Origin of the sequence: Marisediminicola sp. UYEF4, from assembly GCF_040546025.1 — a bacterium.
Classification (GTDB): domain Bacteria; phylum Actinomycetota; class Actinomycetes; order Actinomycetales; family Microbacteriaceae; genus Marisediminicola.
Genome location: NZ_JBEPNA010000009.1, coordinates 44711 through 62380, shown reverse-complemented (window position 1 = coordinate 62380; position 17670 = coordinate 44711). Strand labels below are relative to the sequence as shown.

At 68.6% G+C, this 17670-nt stretch carries 13 protein-coding genes and 1 tRNA gene; 4 read left to right on the top strand and 10 right to left on the bottom strand.

Annotated features, from left to right (window positions below):
• Positions 1-104: 104 nt before the first annotated feature.
• Both ABIB15_RS09855 and pta read right to left on the bottom strand, forming a co-directional pair.
• Positions 105-1229 carry an acetate/propionate family kinase gene (locus ABIB15_RS09855; protein WP_354477640.1) on the bottom strand — a complete coding sequence of 375 codons (1125 nt, stop codon included), beginning with the start codon at positions 1227-1229 and terminating at the stop codon, positions 105-107.
• Positions 1226-3349: a phosphate acetyltransferase gene (pta, locus tag ABIB15_RS09850; RefSeq protein ID WP_354477637.1), complete on the bottom strand. Its 2124-nt coding sequence runs from the start codon at positions 3347-3349 to the stop codon at positions 1226-1228. The genes ABIB15_RS09855 and pta overlap by 4 nt, the downstream gene beginning before the upstream one ends.
• Positions 3350-3463: 114 nt before the next feature.
• On the opposite strand from pta, the gene ABIB15_RS09845 reads away from it, so the two are divergent.
• Together ABIB15_RS09845 and ABIB15_RS09840 are read left to right on the top strand one after the other, a co-directional pair.
• Positions 3464-3551 (top strand) — tRNA-Ser (locus ABIB15_RS09845).
• Positions 3552-3582: 31 nt separating this feature from the next.
• On the top strand, positions 3583-4224 hold the full coding sequence (locus tag ABIB15_RS09840) for a YdbT family protein (RefSeq protein ID WP_354477634.1): 642 nt from the start codon (positions 3583-3585) through the stop codon (positions 4222-4224).
• A gap of 6 nt (positions 4225-4230) precedes the next feature.
• Here ABIB15_RS09840 and ABIB15_RS09835 read toward each other — a convergent pair whose 3' ends face one another.
• The 8 genes from ABIB15_RS09835 to ABIB15_RS09800 all read right to left on the bottom strand — a co-directional run bounded on the left by ABIB15_RS09835 (position 4231) and on the right by ABIB15_RS09800 (position 14504).
• Complete coding sequence (locus tag ABIB15_RS09835) at positions 4231-6015, bottom strand: helicase HerA-like domain-containing protein (RefSeq protein ID WP_354477631.1); 1785 nt, start codon at positions 6013-6015, stop codon at positions 4231-4233.
• 44 nt (positions 6016-6059) lie between these two features.
• Positions 6060-7172 (bottom strand): o-succinylbenzoate synthase, encoded by a 1113-nt coding sequence (menC, locus tag ABIB15_RS09830; protein WP_354477628.1) that lies wholly within the window; start codon positions 7170-7172, stop codon positions 6060-6062.
• A 36-nt stretch (positions 7173-7208) separates the two neighbouring features.
• Positions 7209-8381 (bottom strand): acyl-CoA dehydrogenase family protein, encoded by a 1173-nt coding sequence (locus ABIB15_RS09825; protein WP_354477625.1) that lies wholly within the window; start codon positions 8379-8381, stop codon positions 7209-7211.
• Between the two features lie 12 nt (positions 8382-8393).
• Positions 8394-9665: a saccharopine dehydrogenase family protein gene (locus ABIB15_RS09820; RefSeq protein WP_354477622.1), complete on the bottom strand. Its 1272-nt coding sequence runs from the start codon at positions 9663-9665 to the stop codon at positions 8394-8396.
• A 44-nt stretch (positions 9666-9709) separates the two neighbouring features.
• Complete coding sequence (locus tag ABIB15_RS09815; RefSeq protein WP_354477619.1) at positions 9710-10405, bottom strand: phosphatase PAP2 family protein; 696 nt, start codon at positions 10403-10405, stop codon at positions 9710-9712.
• 33 nt (positions 10406-10438) lie between these two features.
• Positions 10439-11680 carry a multidrug effflux MFS transporter gene (locus ABIB15_RS09810; protein WP_354477616.1) on the bottom strand — a complete coding sequence of 414 codons (1242 nt, stop codon included), beginning with the start codon at positions 11678-11680 and terminating at the stop codon, positions 10439-10441.
• Positions 11681-11855: 175 nt separating this feature from the next.
• Complete coding sequence (locus tag ABIB15_RS09805; protein ID WP_354477613.1) at positions 11856-13076, bottom strand: ROK family protein; 1221 nt, start codon at positions 13074-13076, stop codon at positions 11856-11858.
• 3 nt (positions 13077-13079) lie between these two features.
• On the bottom strand, positions 13080-14504 hold the full coding sequence (locus ABIB15_RS09800; RefSeq protein WP_354477610.1) for a GH1 family beta-glucosidase: 1425 nt from the start codon (positions 14502-14504) through the stop codon (positions 13080-13082).
• Between the two features lie 314 nt (positions 14505-14818).
• Between ABIB15_RS09800 and ABIB15_RS09795 the strand changes: the two genes are divergently transcribed.
• Both ABIB15_RS09795 and xylA read left to right on the top strand, forming a co-directional pair.
• Positions 14819-16315, top strand: a complete 1497-nt coding sequence (locus tag ABIB15_RS09795; protein ID WP_354477607.1) for an HNH endonuclease signature motif containing protein — start codon at positions 14819-14821, stop codon at positions 16313-16315.
• A gap of 154 nt (positions 16316-16469) precedes the next feature.
• Complete coding sequence (gene xylA, locus ABIB15_RS09790; protein ID WP_354477604.1) at positions 16470-17660, top strand: xylose isomerase; 1191 nt, start codon at positions 16470-16472, stop codon at positions 17658-17660.
• The last annotated feature ends 10 nt before the right edge of the window (positions 17661-17670 follow it).

The window sequence follows — 17670 nt, the reverse complement described above, 5'->3', positions numbered from 1 at the left end:
GGAATCGGTATCCGCCCGTGCGCGCGCAGGCCTACTCTCGTGCGTCGGCATGCTGTGTTCCTGAATTTCCGACGCCCGGCGACTCGGAGCACCGCGTCCCACTCCTACAGCGCGGCGGCGGCCGTCTGCCTGGCGATCTCGAGCTCCTCGTTGGTGGGGATCACGAGCACGGCGACGGGCGAGCCGTCGGGCGAGATGAAGCGCGCCTCGCGGGAGGCCAGCTCGTTGCGATCAGGGTCGACGTGGATGCCGAGGAACTCGAGCCCCGCGAGCACCCGGCGGCGCAGCAGCGAATTGTTCTCGCCGACACCGGCCGTGAAGACGATCGCGTCGAGCCCGCCGAGGTGGGCGATGTAGGCCCCGATGTAGCGGCGGATGCGGTGCCGGTAGACGGCGAGCGCCGCCTCGGCGACCTCGTCGCCGTTGGATGCTGCCGCCTGCACGTCGCGCATGTCGCCGTTGCCCGACAGGCCGAGCAGTCCGCTTCGCCGGTTGAGCAACTGGTCGAGCTCGTCGAAGTCGAGCCCGGCCTGCCGGTGCAGGTGGATCAGCACGGCCGCGTCGATGTCGCCCGAGCGTGTGCCCATCACGAGGCCCTCGAGCGGAGTCATGCCCATGCTCGTCTCGATCGACACTCCCCCGTCGATCGCCGCCACCGAGGCCCCGTTGCCGAGGTGCAGCACGATGGTCTTCAGCGAGGCCAGCGGCCTGCCGAGGAACACCGCGGCCTGCTCCGAGACGAACTTGTGCGAGGTGCCGTGGAATCCGTACCGGCGCACCCCGTGCTGCGCGGCGAGGTCCCGGTCGATCGCGTAGGTGTAGGCCGCCGGGGACAGGGTGTGGTGGAACGCGGTGTCGAAAATTGCCACGTGCGGCAGCTCCGGGAGCGCGAGGCGTGCCGCCCGGATGCCCTGCAGGTTCGCGGGGTTGTGCAGCGGGGCGAGGGCCGCGAGTCCCTCGATCCCGCGCTCGACCTCGTCGGTAACGACCGTCGGTTCGGTGAACAGCGCCCCGCCGTGCACGACCCGGTGGCCGACCGCGGCGATCTCGTGCCCGTTGCCGAGGTCGTGCAGGATGCTCCGCAGCCCCGCCGCGTGATCGGGCACGTCCGAGCCGGGCTCGCCCACCCTTTCGACGAGGCCGCCGAGCACCGGCCTCTCGGTCGCGAGATCGACGAGCTGGTACTTGATCGAGCTGGAGCCGGAGTTGACGACGAAGATCTGGGTCATGATGCGCTCTCGGTCTCGGTGGCCGCGTCCGAGGCGGACTGGATGGCGGTGATGGCGACCGTGTTCACGATGTCCTGCACGAGCGCCCCCCGTGAGAGGTCGTTGATGGGCTTGTTGAGGCCCTGCAGTACGGGTCCGATCGCCACGGCGCCAGCGGAGCGCTGCACCGCCTTGTAGGTGTTGTTGCCGGTGTTCAGGTCGGGGAAGATGAATACCGTCGCCCGTCCAGCGATCTCCGACCCGGGCATCTTCGCCGCGGCGACGGTCGGGTCGGCTGCGGCGTCGTACTGGATCGGACCCTCGACGAGCAGGTCGGGGCGGCGTTCGCGCACGAGCGCCGTTGCCGTGCGTACTTTCTCGACGTCGGCGCCGGCGCCGGAGTCGCCGGTCGAGTAGCTCAGCATGGCGATGCGCGGCTCGATACCGAACTGCTTCGCTGTCTCCGCCGAGGAAATCGCGATGTCGGCGAGCTGCTCAGCGGTGGGGTCGGGGATGACCGCGCAGTCGCCGTAGACCAGCACCCGGTCGGCGAGCGCCATCAGGAACACACTCGAGACGACCGACACCCCCGGCTTCGTCTTGATGATCTCGAAGGCGGGACGGATCGTGTGCGCGGTCGTGTGCTGCGCGCCCGACACCATGCCGTCGGCGAGCCCGAGGTGCACCATCATCGTGCCGAAGTAGGAGACATCCGTCACGGTGTCACTCGCCTGGACGAGCGAGATGCCCTTGTGCGCGCGGACCCGTGCATATTCCTCGGCGAATCGGGCACGCAATTCCGGATCGAACGGGTCAACGATGTGGGCGCCGTCGAGGTCGAGGCCGAGGGTGGTCGCCCTCGTGCGGATGGTGCTCTCGTCGCCGAGGATCGTGAGCTCGGCGACCTCCCGAAGGAGCAGAGTCGCTGCGGCCCGCAGTATCCGGTCATCGCCGCCCTCCGGCAGCACGATGTGCTTGCGCTGGCTCCTGGCCCGTTCCAACAGCCCGAACTCGAACATCAGCGGGGTCACGACATCGGACGGCGCCACCCGCAGCAGCCGGAGGAGCTCGTCCTCGTCGACGTTCTTCTCGAACAGGGCGAGCGCCGTGTCGTACTTGCGCTGAGATCCGAGCCCCAGCCGCCCGCGGGTCTGGGTGATCCGCAGGGCCGTGTCGTAGGTTCCGAGCTCGTTGCGGGCGATCGGCAGGGTCGAGTGGAGACCCTCGATGAGCCGCGTGATCTGCGGCGGCAGCTCGAATCCGCCATTGAGGATGATGCCGGCGACGGAGGGGAAGGTGCCGGACTGGTCGGCAAGCATCGTGGCGAGCAGCACGTCGGATCTGTCCCCCGGCACGACGACGATCGCCCCCTCGAGCAGGCGCGGCAGCACGTTCTCCATCGACATGGCCGCCAACACCACGGTCAGCGCCTCGCGTTCGAGGAGGGCGGGGTCGCCGGCGATGAGAGTAGCGCCGGTCGACTTGAGCAGTTCCCCCACGGTCGGCGCGAACAGGTAGGGGTCCTCCGGGATGACCCAGACCGGCACCGCACTTGCGGAATCGTCGACCGCGGATGCCACGGCGGCCTCGATCTCGTCGAGGCGGTCGGGGTCCGCCCGGTTGACCACGATCGCCACAAGTCCCGCGTGGGCGTGCCGCAGTTCCGCCGTCGCGACCTCGGCAATCTGCCGGAGGTCGTCGGCGGTGCGCGGCCCGTTGCCTTCCGCGGCGCGCCCGCCGAGCGCGAGCAGCACGGGAGCACCGAGGTTCGTGGCGATGCGGGCGTTGTAGGAGAGCTCGGTGGGGGTGCCGACGTCGGTGTAGTCGGAGCCGAGGATGATGATCGCGTCGCACTGGCGCTCGACCGCCGCGAACCGGGCGACAATGAGCGCGAGCGCGGCGTCCGGATCGCTGTGAACGAGGTCGTATCCGACACCGACGCACTCGTCGTAGGCGAGGTCGACGCTGTCATGGGCGAGCAGAAGCTCAAGCACGTAGTCGCGTTCGGTCACGGTGCGGGCGATCGGCCGGAACACCCCGACTCTCTCGACCTGATGGCTGAGCGTGTGCAGCACGCCGAGCGCTATCGCCGATTTTCCGGTATGGCCCTCGGCCGAAGTGATGTAGATACGAGTCGACACGAACCCAGCCTAGGCACCCCGGCTGACCGCAAGCGCGACGAATGGCGAAACGCGCCGATCGCTTGCGGCTAGGATATTCATTGGTTCGGATCTCTCTCAGATCGGTACCCGCCAGGAGGATTCGCCTAGTGGCCTATGGCGCACGCTTGGAAAGCGTGTTGGGTGAAAGCCCTCGGGGGTTCGAATCCCCCATCCTCCGCCAATAGGTGGCACAGTGAAACTGGGGGATTTCGATGGCCGCGACAGATCACGATCCGATCGTGTTCACACGCGTCGTGCCGCGTCGCATCCTCGTCCGGAATGCCCTCTGGTCGTATGTGCTCATCTCGCTCGCACTGTTCGGCTCCCTCTACTACCTGGCGATCCCCCGCGGCACGTGGCCGGGCCTTCTCTCCTGGCAGCTCGGCACCATGCTCCTCTGCCTGGTCGCCTACCTGCGTTACCGGCTGACGTATATCGAGGTCACCCCGGAGGCGATCGTCGAGCGCGGCTTCCTCGGGTCCACCCGGCGCATCCCCCTGTCCCGGGTGGCGACCACGGTTCTCGCCGAGACCTATCGCAGCCACGCCCCGGATTCGACGCCGCAGCTGCTGGTTCGGGATGCCGCCGGTCGGCGTCTGCTGCGGATGCGCGGCACGTTCTGGAGCCGTGCCGCCATCCGCAGGGTCGCCGACGCGACCGGGGTGCCGACCGAGCACTATCCCGACCCGATCACCTCGCGGGAGTTCTTCGCCGGCTTCCCCGGCAGCGCGTACTGGTTCGAGCACCGGCCGGCGTTGTTCGTCGCGACGGTGCTTGCCGTCTTCGCGGTGAGCCTCGCGGCCGTGCTCGGCCTGATGTCTCTCGCGGGAATCCCGATCACGCTCGGAGACTAGCTGGCGCTATTTGCGCCGGAGGGTTCCGAAGATGCCCTGCACGACAGTGGTGACCACCCTGCGTCCCGCGGAGGAGCCGAGGAAGTCCTCGAGGGGGTTCTTCTGCGCCTTCGGGGCCGGGGCGCGTCTCGGTGCTGGTGACTGCCCGCCGGACGAGCGCGGCTTCGACTGGCTCTTCTGCCACTCCTTCTGCATCCGGTCGTACTCGGCCTGAGCCTGCCGGGCGGACTCCGCCTTCTCGTCGCCGAGGCGCTCGGCCTCATCATCGGCTGCGGCGGCCTGCATTCGGCGCGCGAGCATCTCGTGGGCGGAATCTGTGTCGAGGCTCGTCCCGTACTTGGGCAGCAGCGGCGAGGCCGTGACGCTCGCAAGCATCCGCTCTGCCGGGGTCGGCGCCATTGCACCCTGGGGCGCGCGGAGCCTCGTCCAGGCGACCGGGCTCGGCGCTCCCCGTTCGTTCATGACGGTCACGATCGCCTCGCCCGTCGCGAGCTGCTGCAGCACCTCCGCGAGGTCGTAGCCGGAGGTGGGGTAGGTGGATACCGTGGCCCGGAGCGCCTTCGCATCGTCGGGGGTGTGGGCGCGCAGCTGGTGCTGGATGCGGGACCCGACCTGAGCGAGCACGTCGTTCGGCACGTCCTTGGGGGTCTGGGTGACGAAGAAGATGCCGACGCCCTTCGAGCGGATGAGGCGCACGGTCTGGGTGATCGAGGCGAGGAAGTCCTTCGAGGCGTCCCGGAAGAGCAGGTGTGCCTCGTCGAAGAAGAAGACGAGCTTGGGCTTGTCGGTATCGCCCACCTCGGGCAGATCGTTGAACAGGTCGGCGAGGAGCCACATGAGGAAGGTGGAGAACAGCGCGGGCTTGTCGTGCACGCCTGGCACCTCGAGCAGGCTGATGATGCCGCGGCCGTCGGGCGTCTGCCGGAGGAAGTCGCGGGTGTCGATCTCGGGTTCGCCGAAGAAGACGTCGGCGCCGTCGGCGGCGAAGGTGATGAGCTCGCGCAGGATCACGCCGACCGTCGCCGGGCTGAGCCCGCCGAGTTCGCGTAGTTCCGTCTTGCCCTCGGCCGTTGTGAGGTAGGTCAGCACGGCGCGGAGGTCGGCAAGGTCGACGAGGGGCAGCCCGGCGGTCGCGGCGTAGTGGAAGACGAGGCCGAGGGAGGACTCCTGGGTGTCGTTGAGGCCGAGCACCTTCGAGAGCAGCAGCGGACCGAAGCCGGTCACGGTTGCGCGAATGGGAACACCGGTGCCGATGCCGCCGAGGCTGAAGAATTCGGTGGGGGATGCTGTGGGTTGCCAGTCCTGGCCGATCCCGGTGGTGCGGGCGAGCAGCTTCTCGCTCGGGGTGCCGGCCGAGGCGATGCCGGACAGGTCGCCCTTGATGTCGGCGGCGAACACAGGGACGCCGAGGGCGGAGATCTGCTCGGCGAGCACCTGCAGGGTCTTGGTCTTGCCGGTTCCGGTCGCACCAGCAACGAGGCCATGGCGGTTGAGCATCGCGAGCGGGATCCGCACGGGCACGTCGGCGAGCGCCTCGCCGTTGACGAGCACTCCCATCTCGAGCGCGGCGCCCTCGAAGCTGTAGCCGGCCTGGATGCGGTCCACCTCGCCGGAGGCAAGGGGGCCGTTGGTGCTTGCGCGGGCGTCGTTCGAAGGCGGCTCCGCGTTCGCGCGAGCGGCTGCCTGCTCCGCGGCACCCTCCTCGGCCTGCCTGAGCGCGGCCTCGGCATCCGCCTGGGCCTTCGCCGCCGCGGCGACAGCCGCCCTCGCCTGTTCCACCGCGTCAGTCATCGGGCCAGCCTACCCACGCGCCCCGCACACGTCATTAGCCGCCCTCAGCCGGCTGACAGCACCAGTGGTTCGCGCAGCGCCCAGTGGCGCACGAGCTCCGTGCGCACCGTGACCCCGGTTCCGGGCCCGGTCGGCACCGTCAGCGTGCCGTCCTCGAGCACGAACGGGTCGGTGAGGTCCTCTGCGAAATATCGGTCCGATGCCGAGGTGTCGCCCGGAAGCGTGAAACCCGGCAGGGCGGCGAGCGCCACGTTTGCGGCGCGGCCGATGCCGGTCTCCAGCATCCCGCCGCACCACACCGGGATTGAGCGGGTAAGGCAGGCTCCGTGCATCCGCACCGCCTCGAGGTATCCGCCGACGCGGCCGGCCTTGATGTTGACGATGCTCGTTGCACCCTGCTCAATGGCGTCGACCGCCACGGAGGTGCTCACGATCGACTCGTCGAGGCACACCGGGGTCTCGATCGCCCGGGCAAGCACGGCGTGCGCTCCGATGTCCTCTTCGACGAACGGCTGCTCGATCAGCAGGAGGTCGAATGCGTCGAGCTCACGCAGGTGGCTGACGTCGTCGAGCGTGTACGCGGTGTTCGCGTCGACCTGCAGTAAACCACCGGCCCCGAGCAGGTCGCGCACGGCGGCGACTGGCTCGAGGTCCCATCCAGGCTTGATCTTGAGCTTGACGCGCTTGTAGCCCTGGTCGACATAGGTTCGCACCTCGTCGAGCAGGGTCGGGATGTCGGGCGAGATGCCCACCGAAACGCCGCAGTCGACCCGGTCGCGGGTCGCCCCGAAATGGCTTCCGAAGCTCACCCCGTCGGCACGGAGCTGCGCGTCGAGGATCGCGGCCTCGAGGGCCGCCTTCGCCATGCGGTGCCCGACGACGAAGCGCAGGAGCGGCGCGACATCGGCCGCCCCTCCGCGCTGCCCGGCGAGCAGCGCCGGGGCGAGGTAGCTGCGGATCACGTCCTCGACCGCTGAGACGTATTCGGAGGAATAGAACGGGTCGACTCCCGCCACGCACTCTCCCCAGCCGTCGCCGACATCCGTGCGCACGTGCACGAGCAGCACCTCGCGTGAGGTCTGCACCCCGAAGCTCGTCTCGAACGGCCGCACCAGCGGCATGCCGATGCGGTGCAACTCGATCGCGTGAATTCTCATCTCGCCAGCCTAGGCGGCGGATGTTTCGCGGCCCGGTCAGCGGAACGCGGCAAGCCCCGTGAGCGCGCGTCCGATCACCAGCGTGTGCACCTCGTCCGTTCCCTCGTAGGTGCGCACCGCCTCGAGGTTCGCCGCGTGCCGCATCACCGGGTAGGCGGAGGTGATGCCGTCGCCGGCCAGCACGCTCCGCATCGACGAGACGATCGCGATCGCCTCGCGCACGTTGTTGAGCTTGCCGACGCTCACCTGATCCGGAGTCAGCGTGCCCGCGTCGGCCAGCCTGCCGAGGTGCAGCGCGAGCAGCATCCCCTTCTCGTACTCGACGAATGCGTCGGCGAGCTTGTGCTGGATGAGCTGCTTGGAGCCGATCGGCGCTCCGAACACCATGCGGGTCTGAGAGAACCCGACGGCGGCGTCGAGGGATGCCCTGGCGGCGCCCATCGCGCCCCAGACGATCCCGTACCGGGCCTCGCCGAGACAGCTGAATGGCGCCGCGAGTCCCGCGGCGCCGGGCAGCAGCGCCGATTCGGGCAGCCGCACGTCGCGCAGCTCAACATCACACTGGATCGACGCGCGCATGGAGAGCTTGCCCGCGATGTTCGTCGCGGTGAATCCCGGGCTATCGGTGGGCACGATGAAGCCGCGGATGCCCTCCGCGGTGCTCGCCCACACGACGGCGACATCGGCGACCGACGCGAGCCCGATCCAGCGCTTGCGGCCGGTGAGCAGCCACTCGCCATTCGCGAGCACCGCCGTCGTGGTCATTGCGGCGGGGTCGCTGCCGCCGTCCGGTTCGGTCAGCGCGAAGCATCCGATCGCCTCTCCGGCGGCCATCCGGGGAAGCCAGCTGGACTTGTGCTCCGCGGAGCCGTACTTCGAGATCGCCGTCATCGCGAGCGAGCCCTGCACCGACACGAAGGTGCGCCAGGCCGAGTCGGCCGCCTCAAGCTCGTGGCAGACGAGGCCATACGACACCGCACCGGCGCCAGCGCAGCCGTGGCCGGTGAGGTGCATGCCCAGCACGCCGAGGGCGCCGAGCTCGGGCACGAGTTCCGCGCGGAACACCTCGCGCTCGTAGTCGTCGTCGATCGTCGGGGCAATGCGGGTCACGGCGAATTCTCTGGCCCGGTGCTGCCAGTCGAGCTCGGTCGGGGTGAGGAGGGCGGTGAGTCCGAGGAGCTCCTCGGTGCGCGACCTGGGCAAGATCATGGCTGCGGATACCTAGGCGAGCCGGTCTTCGAATCCCCACGGCTGCCCGTAGCCGCCCTGGTCGACCGGGAGCGCCATGAGGTCGAGGTAGGGTTTCGCGTCGAAGGCCTCCGGCCCGAGCACCCCGAGTCCGGACCAGGTGCCGGCGGCCAGCAGCTCGAGCGCGATCACGGGGTTGAGGGCGGTCTGCCAGACGACGCACTGCGCCTCGTACTCCGCCATCGTCCACTCGTTGTCGCTGACATGGTAGAGATATACCTCCCGCGGCATGCCGTCGGTGCCGGTGCCGGTGATCCAGACGCCGGCGCAGGTCTTGCCGGTCATCCGCGGGCCGAGGCTGGCCGGGTCGGGTAGCCCGGCAGCGACGACGTCGCGCGGGGCGACCATGACCGGTCCGTCTGTGGAGCGCACGCGGACGGGCTCGGTCTTGTCGAGTCCGAGCTGGTTGAGGGTCTTCAGGATTCCGATGAACTCGTCGCCGAGCCCGTACTTGAAGGTGACGCGCTTCGCGTTGATCCAGCGGGGCATGAGGATAACCTCCTCGTGCTCGACGTTGACGCACTCGACCGGTCCGATGCCTTCCGGAAACACGAACACCTCCGGCTCGGAGAACGGCGCCGTCGTGAACCAGCCCCTGTCCTTCTCCCAGATGACGGGCGGGTTCAGGCACTCCTCGATCGTGGTCCAGATGCTGAACGACGGCGCGAAGATCTCGTTGCCGAGTTCGTCCCGCACGACGAGATTGGCGCCGTCACGGGTGCCGAGCTCGTCGATCTCGCTGAACAGGTGGTCGGCAGCGTAGCGGGCGAACACGTCGCTGAGTCCCGGCTCGACGCCCATGCCGACGAGCGCGAGCTTGCCCGCCTTCTCCCAATCGGCCGAGAGGGCGAACTGGTCGTCGCCGAGCATGATGCCCGTCTCCTCGTGGGGATTCGTCGGATGCGGCTCGCTCAGGCTCATCGCCATGTCGAGGTAGTTCGCGTCGGCGGCGAGCGCGCCCGCGAAGATCGTCGGCACAAACTTCGGTTCGACCGCGTTCATCACGTGGGTCGCGCCGTGCCGCCTCGCCACCTCGGCGACGCTGTCGGGGTCGGAGGCGTCGATCCGTTCGGCGACAAACCGCCCGTCCTGAGCGCCGTGACGCGCCTCGATCCAGGCCACGGTGCGCTCGGCGCGGGCGAGGTCGTAGTCGCTCACGACGATCAGTTCGTAGAACGAGCGCCGTGCGGCGATCTTGGCGAAGGCGTCGCCGACGCCGCCGGCGCCCACCAGAAGGATTCTCATTCCCCCACGCTAGCCGTCGGTGGCCGCGAAGTGGCCGCCAACCGTCAGGACTGCACGACAATCGGCTTGTGCCGCTCCAGGTGCAACCGATGCGCGAGGGGCGCCCACAGGATGACCGCGACGCCCGCGCCGAGCACGAGACCGCCGATGGTGTCGCTGGCCCAGTGCACGCCGAGGTAGGTACGGCTCAGCATCATGAGGATCGCGTAGACCATTCCTGCGATCCAGACCCAGGTCCGCTGGAGGATGAACCCGAGCACGACCGCCATCGTCGCGGCATTCGCGACGTGACCGGAGGGAAAAGATCCGATGTCAGCGGTAACGAGCATGTCTTCCGGGCGCGGGCGGGCGAACACGTTCTTCAGGAGCTGCACGAGCCCGGCGCTCAGGATGCTGGCGGCGGCGAAGTACAGGGCGGCCCACTTGCGCCTCAGGATCAACAGCAGCACGACGATCACGATGGGAAGGATGATGACGCCGAATAACCCACCTCCCACGGTGTTCATGAGCTGGGCGGGTATCTCCAACACGGGATTGCGGGCCTCGAGGATCTCTTCCATCCACTCGGTGTCGAACTCGAACGGCTTGTTGCTCGCCCGGTAGGCGATCACGGCTCCGAGCACCGCGGCGAGCACCACCGCGGCGATCCCGCTGACCAGTGGCCAGTGCCGGGTGACCCGCACCTCGGACTTCAGCGCCTGGTCGGCGGCGTAACGCGTCCTCGGCCTGTTCTCGGTCATGTCTCCCACGCTATCGGGCTCCCCTGCACACCGTCAGCGGGACAGCTCCGGCACTGTTTTCGGCTGCACGATGAACCACAGGGAGAGCACCGCGACAAACGCCGTCGACGCCATGACCAGGCCCATCACGAACGCGCTGACGCCGAAGAGCCCCACGATCGGCGAGATGAGCCCTGCGAGGCCGAAGTTGAGGGCACCGAGAACGGATGCCGCAGTGCCGGCCTCGCTGCCGTGGCCCGCAAGAGCGAGCACCTGCACCATCGGGAAGCCGAAGCCGACGGCGGTGATGAAGAACCAGAGCGGCACGAGAACGCCCAGAAGTCCAGCATCCGCGAGGTCAAGGACCACGATCGCCGAGGAGGAGAGGAACACGACGGCCGTCGAGAAGGCGAGGATCCACTGCGGCCCCACGATGCGGGCGAGGCGGGCTGATGTCTGGGTGCCGATCACGATGCCGACGGAGTTCACGGCGAAGAGCAGGCCGTACTGCTGGGCGTCGAGGCCGTACAGGTCCTGGAACAGGAACGGTGACGCGCTGAGGTAGGCGAACAGGCCCGAGAAGGACATGCCGCCGATGACCGCAACTCCAATGAAGACGCGGTCGCGGAAGATCGCCCTGTAGCGCTGGGCCATCGTGCGGTCCGATGTTCCGCGGGACTCCTTCGGCCTCGTCTCGACGATGAAGAAGATCGCGGAGAGCAGCACGAGCACCCCGTAGGCGGCGAGGAAGTAGAACACGCCACGCCAGTCGAGCACGAGCAGCAGCTGCGAGCCGATGACCGGCGCGAGGATGGGAGCGAGGCCGGTGACGAGAGCGAGCCTCGACAGCATCCGCACGAGGGGCTGCCCGCCGAACAGGTCGCGCACGGTCGCCATGGCGACGACGGCTCCTGCCGCGGCGCCCATGCCCTGCAGCACGCGGAAGACCGCGATCCAGGCGATGTCGGGGGCGAGGGCGACCCCCACGCTCGCGAGCACATGCAGCGACGTCGCGACGATAAGCGGGAGGCGCCGTCCGACGCGGTCGCTCCACGGCCCGACGAGCAGCTGGCCCACTCCGAAGCCGATGGTGGTAGCGGTGAGGGTGAGTTGCACTGCCGCTTGCGAGACTCCGAGGTCACCTTCGATGACCGGGAAAGCCGGAAGGTAGAGGTCGATCGTGAAGGGGCCGAGGGCCACGAGAGCACCGAGGATCACGATGTACACGATGCGCTGGCGACGGGTCAGCAGATCGCCGGGGTGTACGACGGCTGTCGGCCTGGTCGCGGTGCTCACAGAGAGATTCCTCGGTTCTTCTTCGCAGAATTGGCGCGCCACGCGCCGACCGGGCCGTGGCTCGCGGCGCGACTATGCGTGGGGGATGCCGCCCAGTCGAGACTGAGCGCGCATCTACCCCAAGTTCTCGCGGGCGCGGGTTATTCCCTTTCCTGCGCAACGGGGGCGCCGAAATTCAGGCGGGAACCGGTTCGACCCCGGCCGGGTTGCCGAGGAGTGGACCGAACGCCAGCTCGGCCGCCCCGACGAGCAAGAGGTCGGATCCGAGTTCGGCCCGGGAGAAGCGCACCTCGTCGAACGGGACGGCGAGGGCCTGATCGGCGACGAGCGTCTCGAGCCGGCCGGGTGCCGCCGCGTGAAGCGAGCCGAGGAATCCGCCGAGCACGACGAGCTGGGGATTCAGGATGTCGATCGCGTTGCGCAGCGCGACGCCGAGGAAGGCCAGCTGGCGCTCGACCTCCGCGCGAACGGCGGGGGAATCCGAGTTGAGAAGCCTGGCGTCGAGTTCGTCGGCGTCGGCGGTCGCGATCCCGAGCGCGTCGAGGAGCAGGGACCGTCGTACCTCGAGTTCGAGGCTTCCCGGCGCGCCGCTCGCGTCACGGCCGTTGCGGGTTGTCGCGAGCGTGTGCCCGAACTCGCCCGCGTAGCCCCCCGCCCCACGGATCGGCTGCCCTCCGGCGATGATGCCGCCACCGATCCCGCTCGCGCCGCCGTTGAGGTAGATCATGTCGGTGTGGCCACGGCCGGCGCCGAAGATATGCTCCGCTTTCGCGCCGAGCCCGGCATCGTTCGCGGCGGCCGCCGGGAGTCCGGTGGCGTCGACGAGCAGCCGCGCGAGCGGCGCATCCGTCCACCCGAGGTGCGGCGCGAGGCGCACGACGCCGTCGCTCGCGCGCACGAGTCCGGGCACCGCAACGCCGATCCCGACCAGGCGGGCGGAGCGGCTGGCCTCGGCACGGAGCTCGTCGACGGCGTCGGCAACGATACTCACGGTGTCGTCGACGGTCGGCATCGTGGCGTCGCGGCGAATGCGGCGGAGCACCCGGCCACCGAGGCCCACGAGGGCGATCGTGACGGAGTCGATCTCGGGGTTCACGGCGATCGCGACCACTCCGGGGTGAGGCGCGACGATCGGGCTCGGGCGACCGACCTGCCTGCTCGCATCCGGTTCGGACTCGACAACGAGGCCCAGCTCGGAGAGCTCGCCGACCAGTGCCGCTATCGTCGACCGGTTCAGGCCCGTCTGCTTGGTGAGCTGGGAGCGGGACACCGACGGATCGTGGTGCGCGAGCCCGAGCACGACGGACAGGTTGTGGCGGCGCACCAGGTCGTTGCTGTTTCCACGCCGGGGCGCGACGGGGCCGTTGTCGGGCGCCCCGTCGCCCCGAGCCGCCACCGTTCAGGCCGGAATCCGGTGCGTGCGCACCAGCTCGGCGTACCAGCGGCCGCTGTCCTTGACTGTCCGCTCGAGGGTCTCGTAGTCGACGTACACGATGCCGAACCGCTTCGTATAGCCATAGGCCCACTCGAAGTTGTCCATAAGCGACCACACCTGGTAGCCGCGCAGGTCGACGCCGCGCTCCATCGCGCGATGCGCGGCCGTGAAGTGGCGGCGCAGGTAGTCGATGCGGTCGGCGTCGCGCACCTGGCCGTCCTCGAGCACGTCGGGGAACGCGGCCCCGTTCTCGGTGACCATGAGCGGCTGCGCCGGGAACTGCTCGTGCAGCGAGACGAGGAGGTCCTCGAGCCCGTCGGGAGCGATGTTCCATCCCATCTCGGTGTACGGGCCCGATTGCGCGATGAACTCGACGTCTTCACTGCCGGGCCAGGGCGAGCCGACCGACCGGCCGTGCCCGTCGGCGCTCTGCTTCGGGGAAACCCCATCCCACGGCCTGACGGTCGCGGTGGAGTAGTAATTGACGCCCAGCACGTCGATGCTCTGGTTGATCGCCTCGAGGTCTCCGGGAAGCACGAAAGCCCAGTCGGTGATGCCGACGGTGTCGGCGAGGAGGTCGGCCGGGTACTCACCGCGCAGCATCGGACCGGTGAAGGCGCGGTTCGCAAGCGCGTCGATGCGGCGAACCGCGTCGCCTGCGTTGTCCGCTCCCGGCCGCACGACGTGCAGGTTGAGGGTCACCGAGAAGTCGGGGTCGTTCGTCACGACCTTGCGGAGCTCGGTGAGCGCGAGTCCGTGGGCGAGGTTGAGGTGGTGGACTGCGGCGAGTGCGTCCGCGCCGTTGGTGCGGCCGGGGGCGTGCACGCCGGAGCCGTAGCCCAGGTAGGCGCTGCACCACGGCTCGTTGAGCGTGGTCCACGTCTCGACTCGATCGCCGAGCGCCTGGCCGATGACCGCCGCGTACTCGGCGAAGCGGTAGGCAGTGTCGCGGTTGGGCCAACCGCCTGCGTCTTCGAGCGGCTGCGGGAGGTCCCAGTGGTACAGCGTCGCGATGGGCTTGATCCCGCGCGCGATGAGCCCGTCGACGAGGCGGGAGTAGAAGTCGATGCCGGCCTGGTTGATCGCGCCGAAGCCGGTGGGCACGATGCGCGGCCAGGCGATCGAGAACCGGTAGGCCTCGAGGCCGAGGCCCTTCATCATGTCGAGGTCCTCGTCGAGCCGGTGGTAGTGGTCGTCGGCGATGTCGCCCGTGTCGCCCATCACCACACTGCCGGGGGTGTGACTGAAGGTGTCCCAGATGGACGGGCCGCGGCCATCCTCGGCGACGGCTCCCTCGATCTGGTACGAGGCCGTCGCCGAGCCCAGCAGGAAGTCGTCGGGGAACTCGAGACCGGAGTCGCGGTAGTCGGGGCTGCCGTGGGTTGTCATCGCAGGAGTGCCTTTCCATCTGTTGCCGTCAGATGTCGCTGTAATCGTAGTCGCGCCGCCCCATGAGCCCGTATTCCGCGCTGGAATGCCCATTGGTGTGCGAATGCCGTTGCTGGTGGCGTGGAGGACCATCGGGCGCCAGGGAGACGGACGCACGCGGTAGCGGTTCAGCCGATTGCGTTCCCCGCACCGTCGAGCCGTCGACTTCTCCTCCACAGGGCCCGTTCCGGGAGGGTTTTCCACAAGCAATACCCCAGATCAGAGTGTGGTTTGTCGTCTGCGGGAATGTCGGTGGCGCCTGTCAGTATGTGGGTATGTGCAAGACAACCGATTCGCTCATCGACAGCGCTTCTGCGTTCGCGTCGGTGTGGGCTGGTGCGCTTACGGGGTTCGGCGACCGGGTCGGCGAACACCCGGATGCCGGCGCTCCCGGCACAGCGTTCGGGGCGATCACGGTTGCCCCGGCGCAGCTGGACGTGGAGACGATGTCGGATGCGGGCCTGCTCCGGGCGATCCGGTCCGGCTACGACCTGAAACGCCAAGTTGATGCCCTCCTGGTGCGTGCGGCCGGGGAACTCAGTGTGCGCTCCCGCCCCTCCCTCGGCCAGGGCGGTTTGTCGAAATCGTCCGGACACACCTCCCCGGCATCGCTGATCACCGAGCTCGGTCGGATCACCTTGGCCGAGGCTGGGAAAACGGTCCGGCTGGGAGAGGCGACAACCGCCCCGGTGTCACTCCTTGGGGAACGACTCCCCGCGCCGTTCGAACTGGTTGCCGACGCGGTCAACACCGGTGTCGTGCAGGTCGATGCCGCGCAGTCGATCATCACCGCGCTCACGCAGGCGACCCCGCGCGCACTACCGGAGCATCTGGTCGCCGCGGAGGAGGAGTTGGTCGAGTTCGCGGCCCACCATCCGGCCGACACCGTGCGCAAGCTGTCGATCGCCTGGCGCGACGCCCTCGATACCGACGGGATCGCACCGCGGGAGGAGGCGCTGATCGCCCTCCGCTCGCTGCGCTGGTCCAAACAGGGCAACGGCCTCGAACGGTGCACCATCGACCTCGACCCCCTCGGCGCCGGATATGTGAGGACGATGATCGACGCGATGGTCGGCGACGCCCTGCGCAAGGTGCGCTTCGAAGCCGAGCCAGCGGGAGCGGCAGGAGCCAACGGCAGCGACAGCCACGACGGGCTCGAGCGTGACGCGTGCTCGGCCGATCACGTCGAGCTTGCCGACCCACGCACCATCCCCCGGATCGCCGCCGACGCCCTGATCGATGTCGCCCGACACATGATGGGCTGCACCACCGCACCCGGAACCCTCCCCCACACCACCCTTGTGATTCGGATGACGTTGGAGCAGCTCGAGTCAGGACTCGGCGCGGCGCAGTTGGACGGCGTCGAGGAACCCATCACCGCTAGTGCTGCCCGGATCCTCGCCGCGGACGCGGAACTGATCCCGGCAGTGCTCGGCGGCAAGAGCCAGGTACTCGACCTCGGCGTCGGCAAACGACTGTTCACCCGCGCCCAGCGGATCGCCTTCGCCGAACGCGACGGCGGCTGCGCCGTCACAGGATGTGGGAAACCACCCTCTTATACGGAGGCGCACCATATTCACTGGTGGTCGAACGGCGGGCCAACGAACCTCAACAACGGGATCCTTTTGTGCACCGGCCACCACCATGTGATCCACAACGGGTGGACCGTGCAGGTCATCGACAACGTGCCCTGGTTCATCCCACCCGCCAGAATCGACCCGACCCGCACCCCGCGGCGCGGCGGACGACTGCCCACACCCGCACTGCCCTGACCGGGGCGACACTGGCCGGGTCTCGACACGGTCGCTGCTAATACCGCCACAAATCCGCAGTCACTTCGACGACCACGGGCGCAATCCAGCGCGAACCCGCTAATATGTTCCCGTTCCCTACAAATCAACGACGAGGCCCAAGGACGGTACCGCCATGACTCTCACCCCGACCCGCGACGACAAGTTCTCCTTTGGGCTCTGGACCATCGGCTACAACGGCACCGACCCGTTCGGCGGACCGACCAGGCCGCACCTCGACGTCGTCGAGGCCGTGCACAAGCTCGCCGAGATCGGTGCCTACGGGCTCACCTTCCACGACGACGACCTGTTCGCATTCGGGTCGAGCGACGCCGCGCGGCAGAAGGAGATCGGGCGCGCAAAGCAGGCGCTTGCCGACACCGGCATCATCGTGCCAATGATCACCACAAACCTGTTCAGCGCTCCCGTGTTCAAGGACGGCGGCTTCACCTCGAACGACCGTGCCGTGCGGCGCTTCGCGATCCGCAAAGTGCTGCGCAACATCGACCTCGCCGCCGAGCTCGGCGCGAAGACCTTCGTGATGTGGGGCGGCCGCGAGGGTGCGGAGTACGACGCCGCGAAGGACATCCGCGGAGCCCTCGAGCGGTACCGCGAGGCGGTCAACCTGCTCGGCGACTATGTGACCGACCAGGGCTACGACATCCGGTTCGCGATCGAGCCCAAGCCGAACGAGCCCCGCGGGGACATCCTGCTCCCCACCCTCGGCCACGCGCTCGCGTTCATCGAGACGCTCGAACGCCCCGAGCTCGTCGGGGTGAACCCGGAGACGGGCCACGAGCAGATGGCCGGGCTCAACTTCACGGCCGGCATCGCCCAGGCCCTCTACCAGGGCAAGCTCTTCCACATCGATCTCAATGGACAGAAGGGCATCAAGTACGACCAGGACCTCGTGTTCGGCCACGGCGACCTCGCGAATGCGTTCTCGCTCGTCGACCTGCTCGAAAACGGCGGTCCGAACGGCGGTCCGTCGTACGACGGGCCGCGCCACTTCGACTACAAGCCCAGCCGCACCGAAGACGCGGTGGGCGTCTGGGACTCGGCGGCCGCGAACATGCGCATGTACCTGCTGCTCAAGGAGCGCGCCGCGGCATTCCGCGCCGACCCCGAGGTGCACGAGGCCCTCGCCGCCGCGCGTGTGCACGAGATCAACGAGCCGACCCTTGCCGACGGCGAGAGCTACGCCGACCTGCTGGCGGATGCCGCCTCCTATGAGCAGTTCGACACCGACGCCTACTTCGGCGGCAAGGGCTTCGGCTTCGTTCGCCTCAACCAGCTCGCGACCGAGCACATCCTCGGCGCCCGGTAGTCCCGAGCGC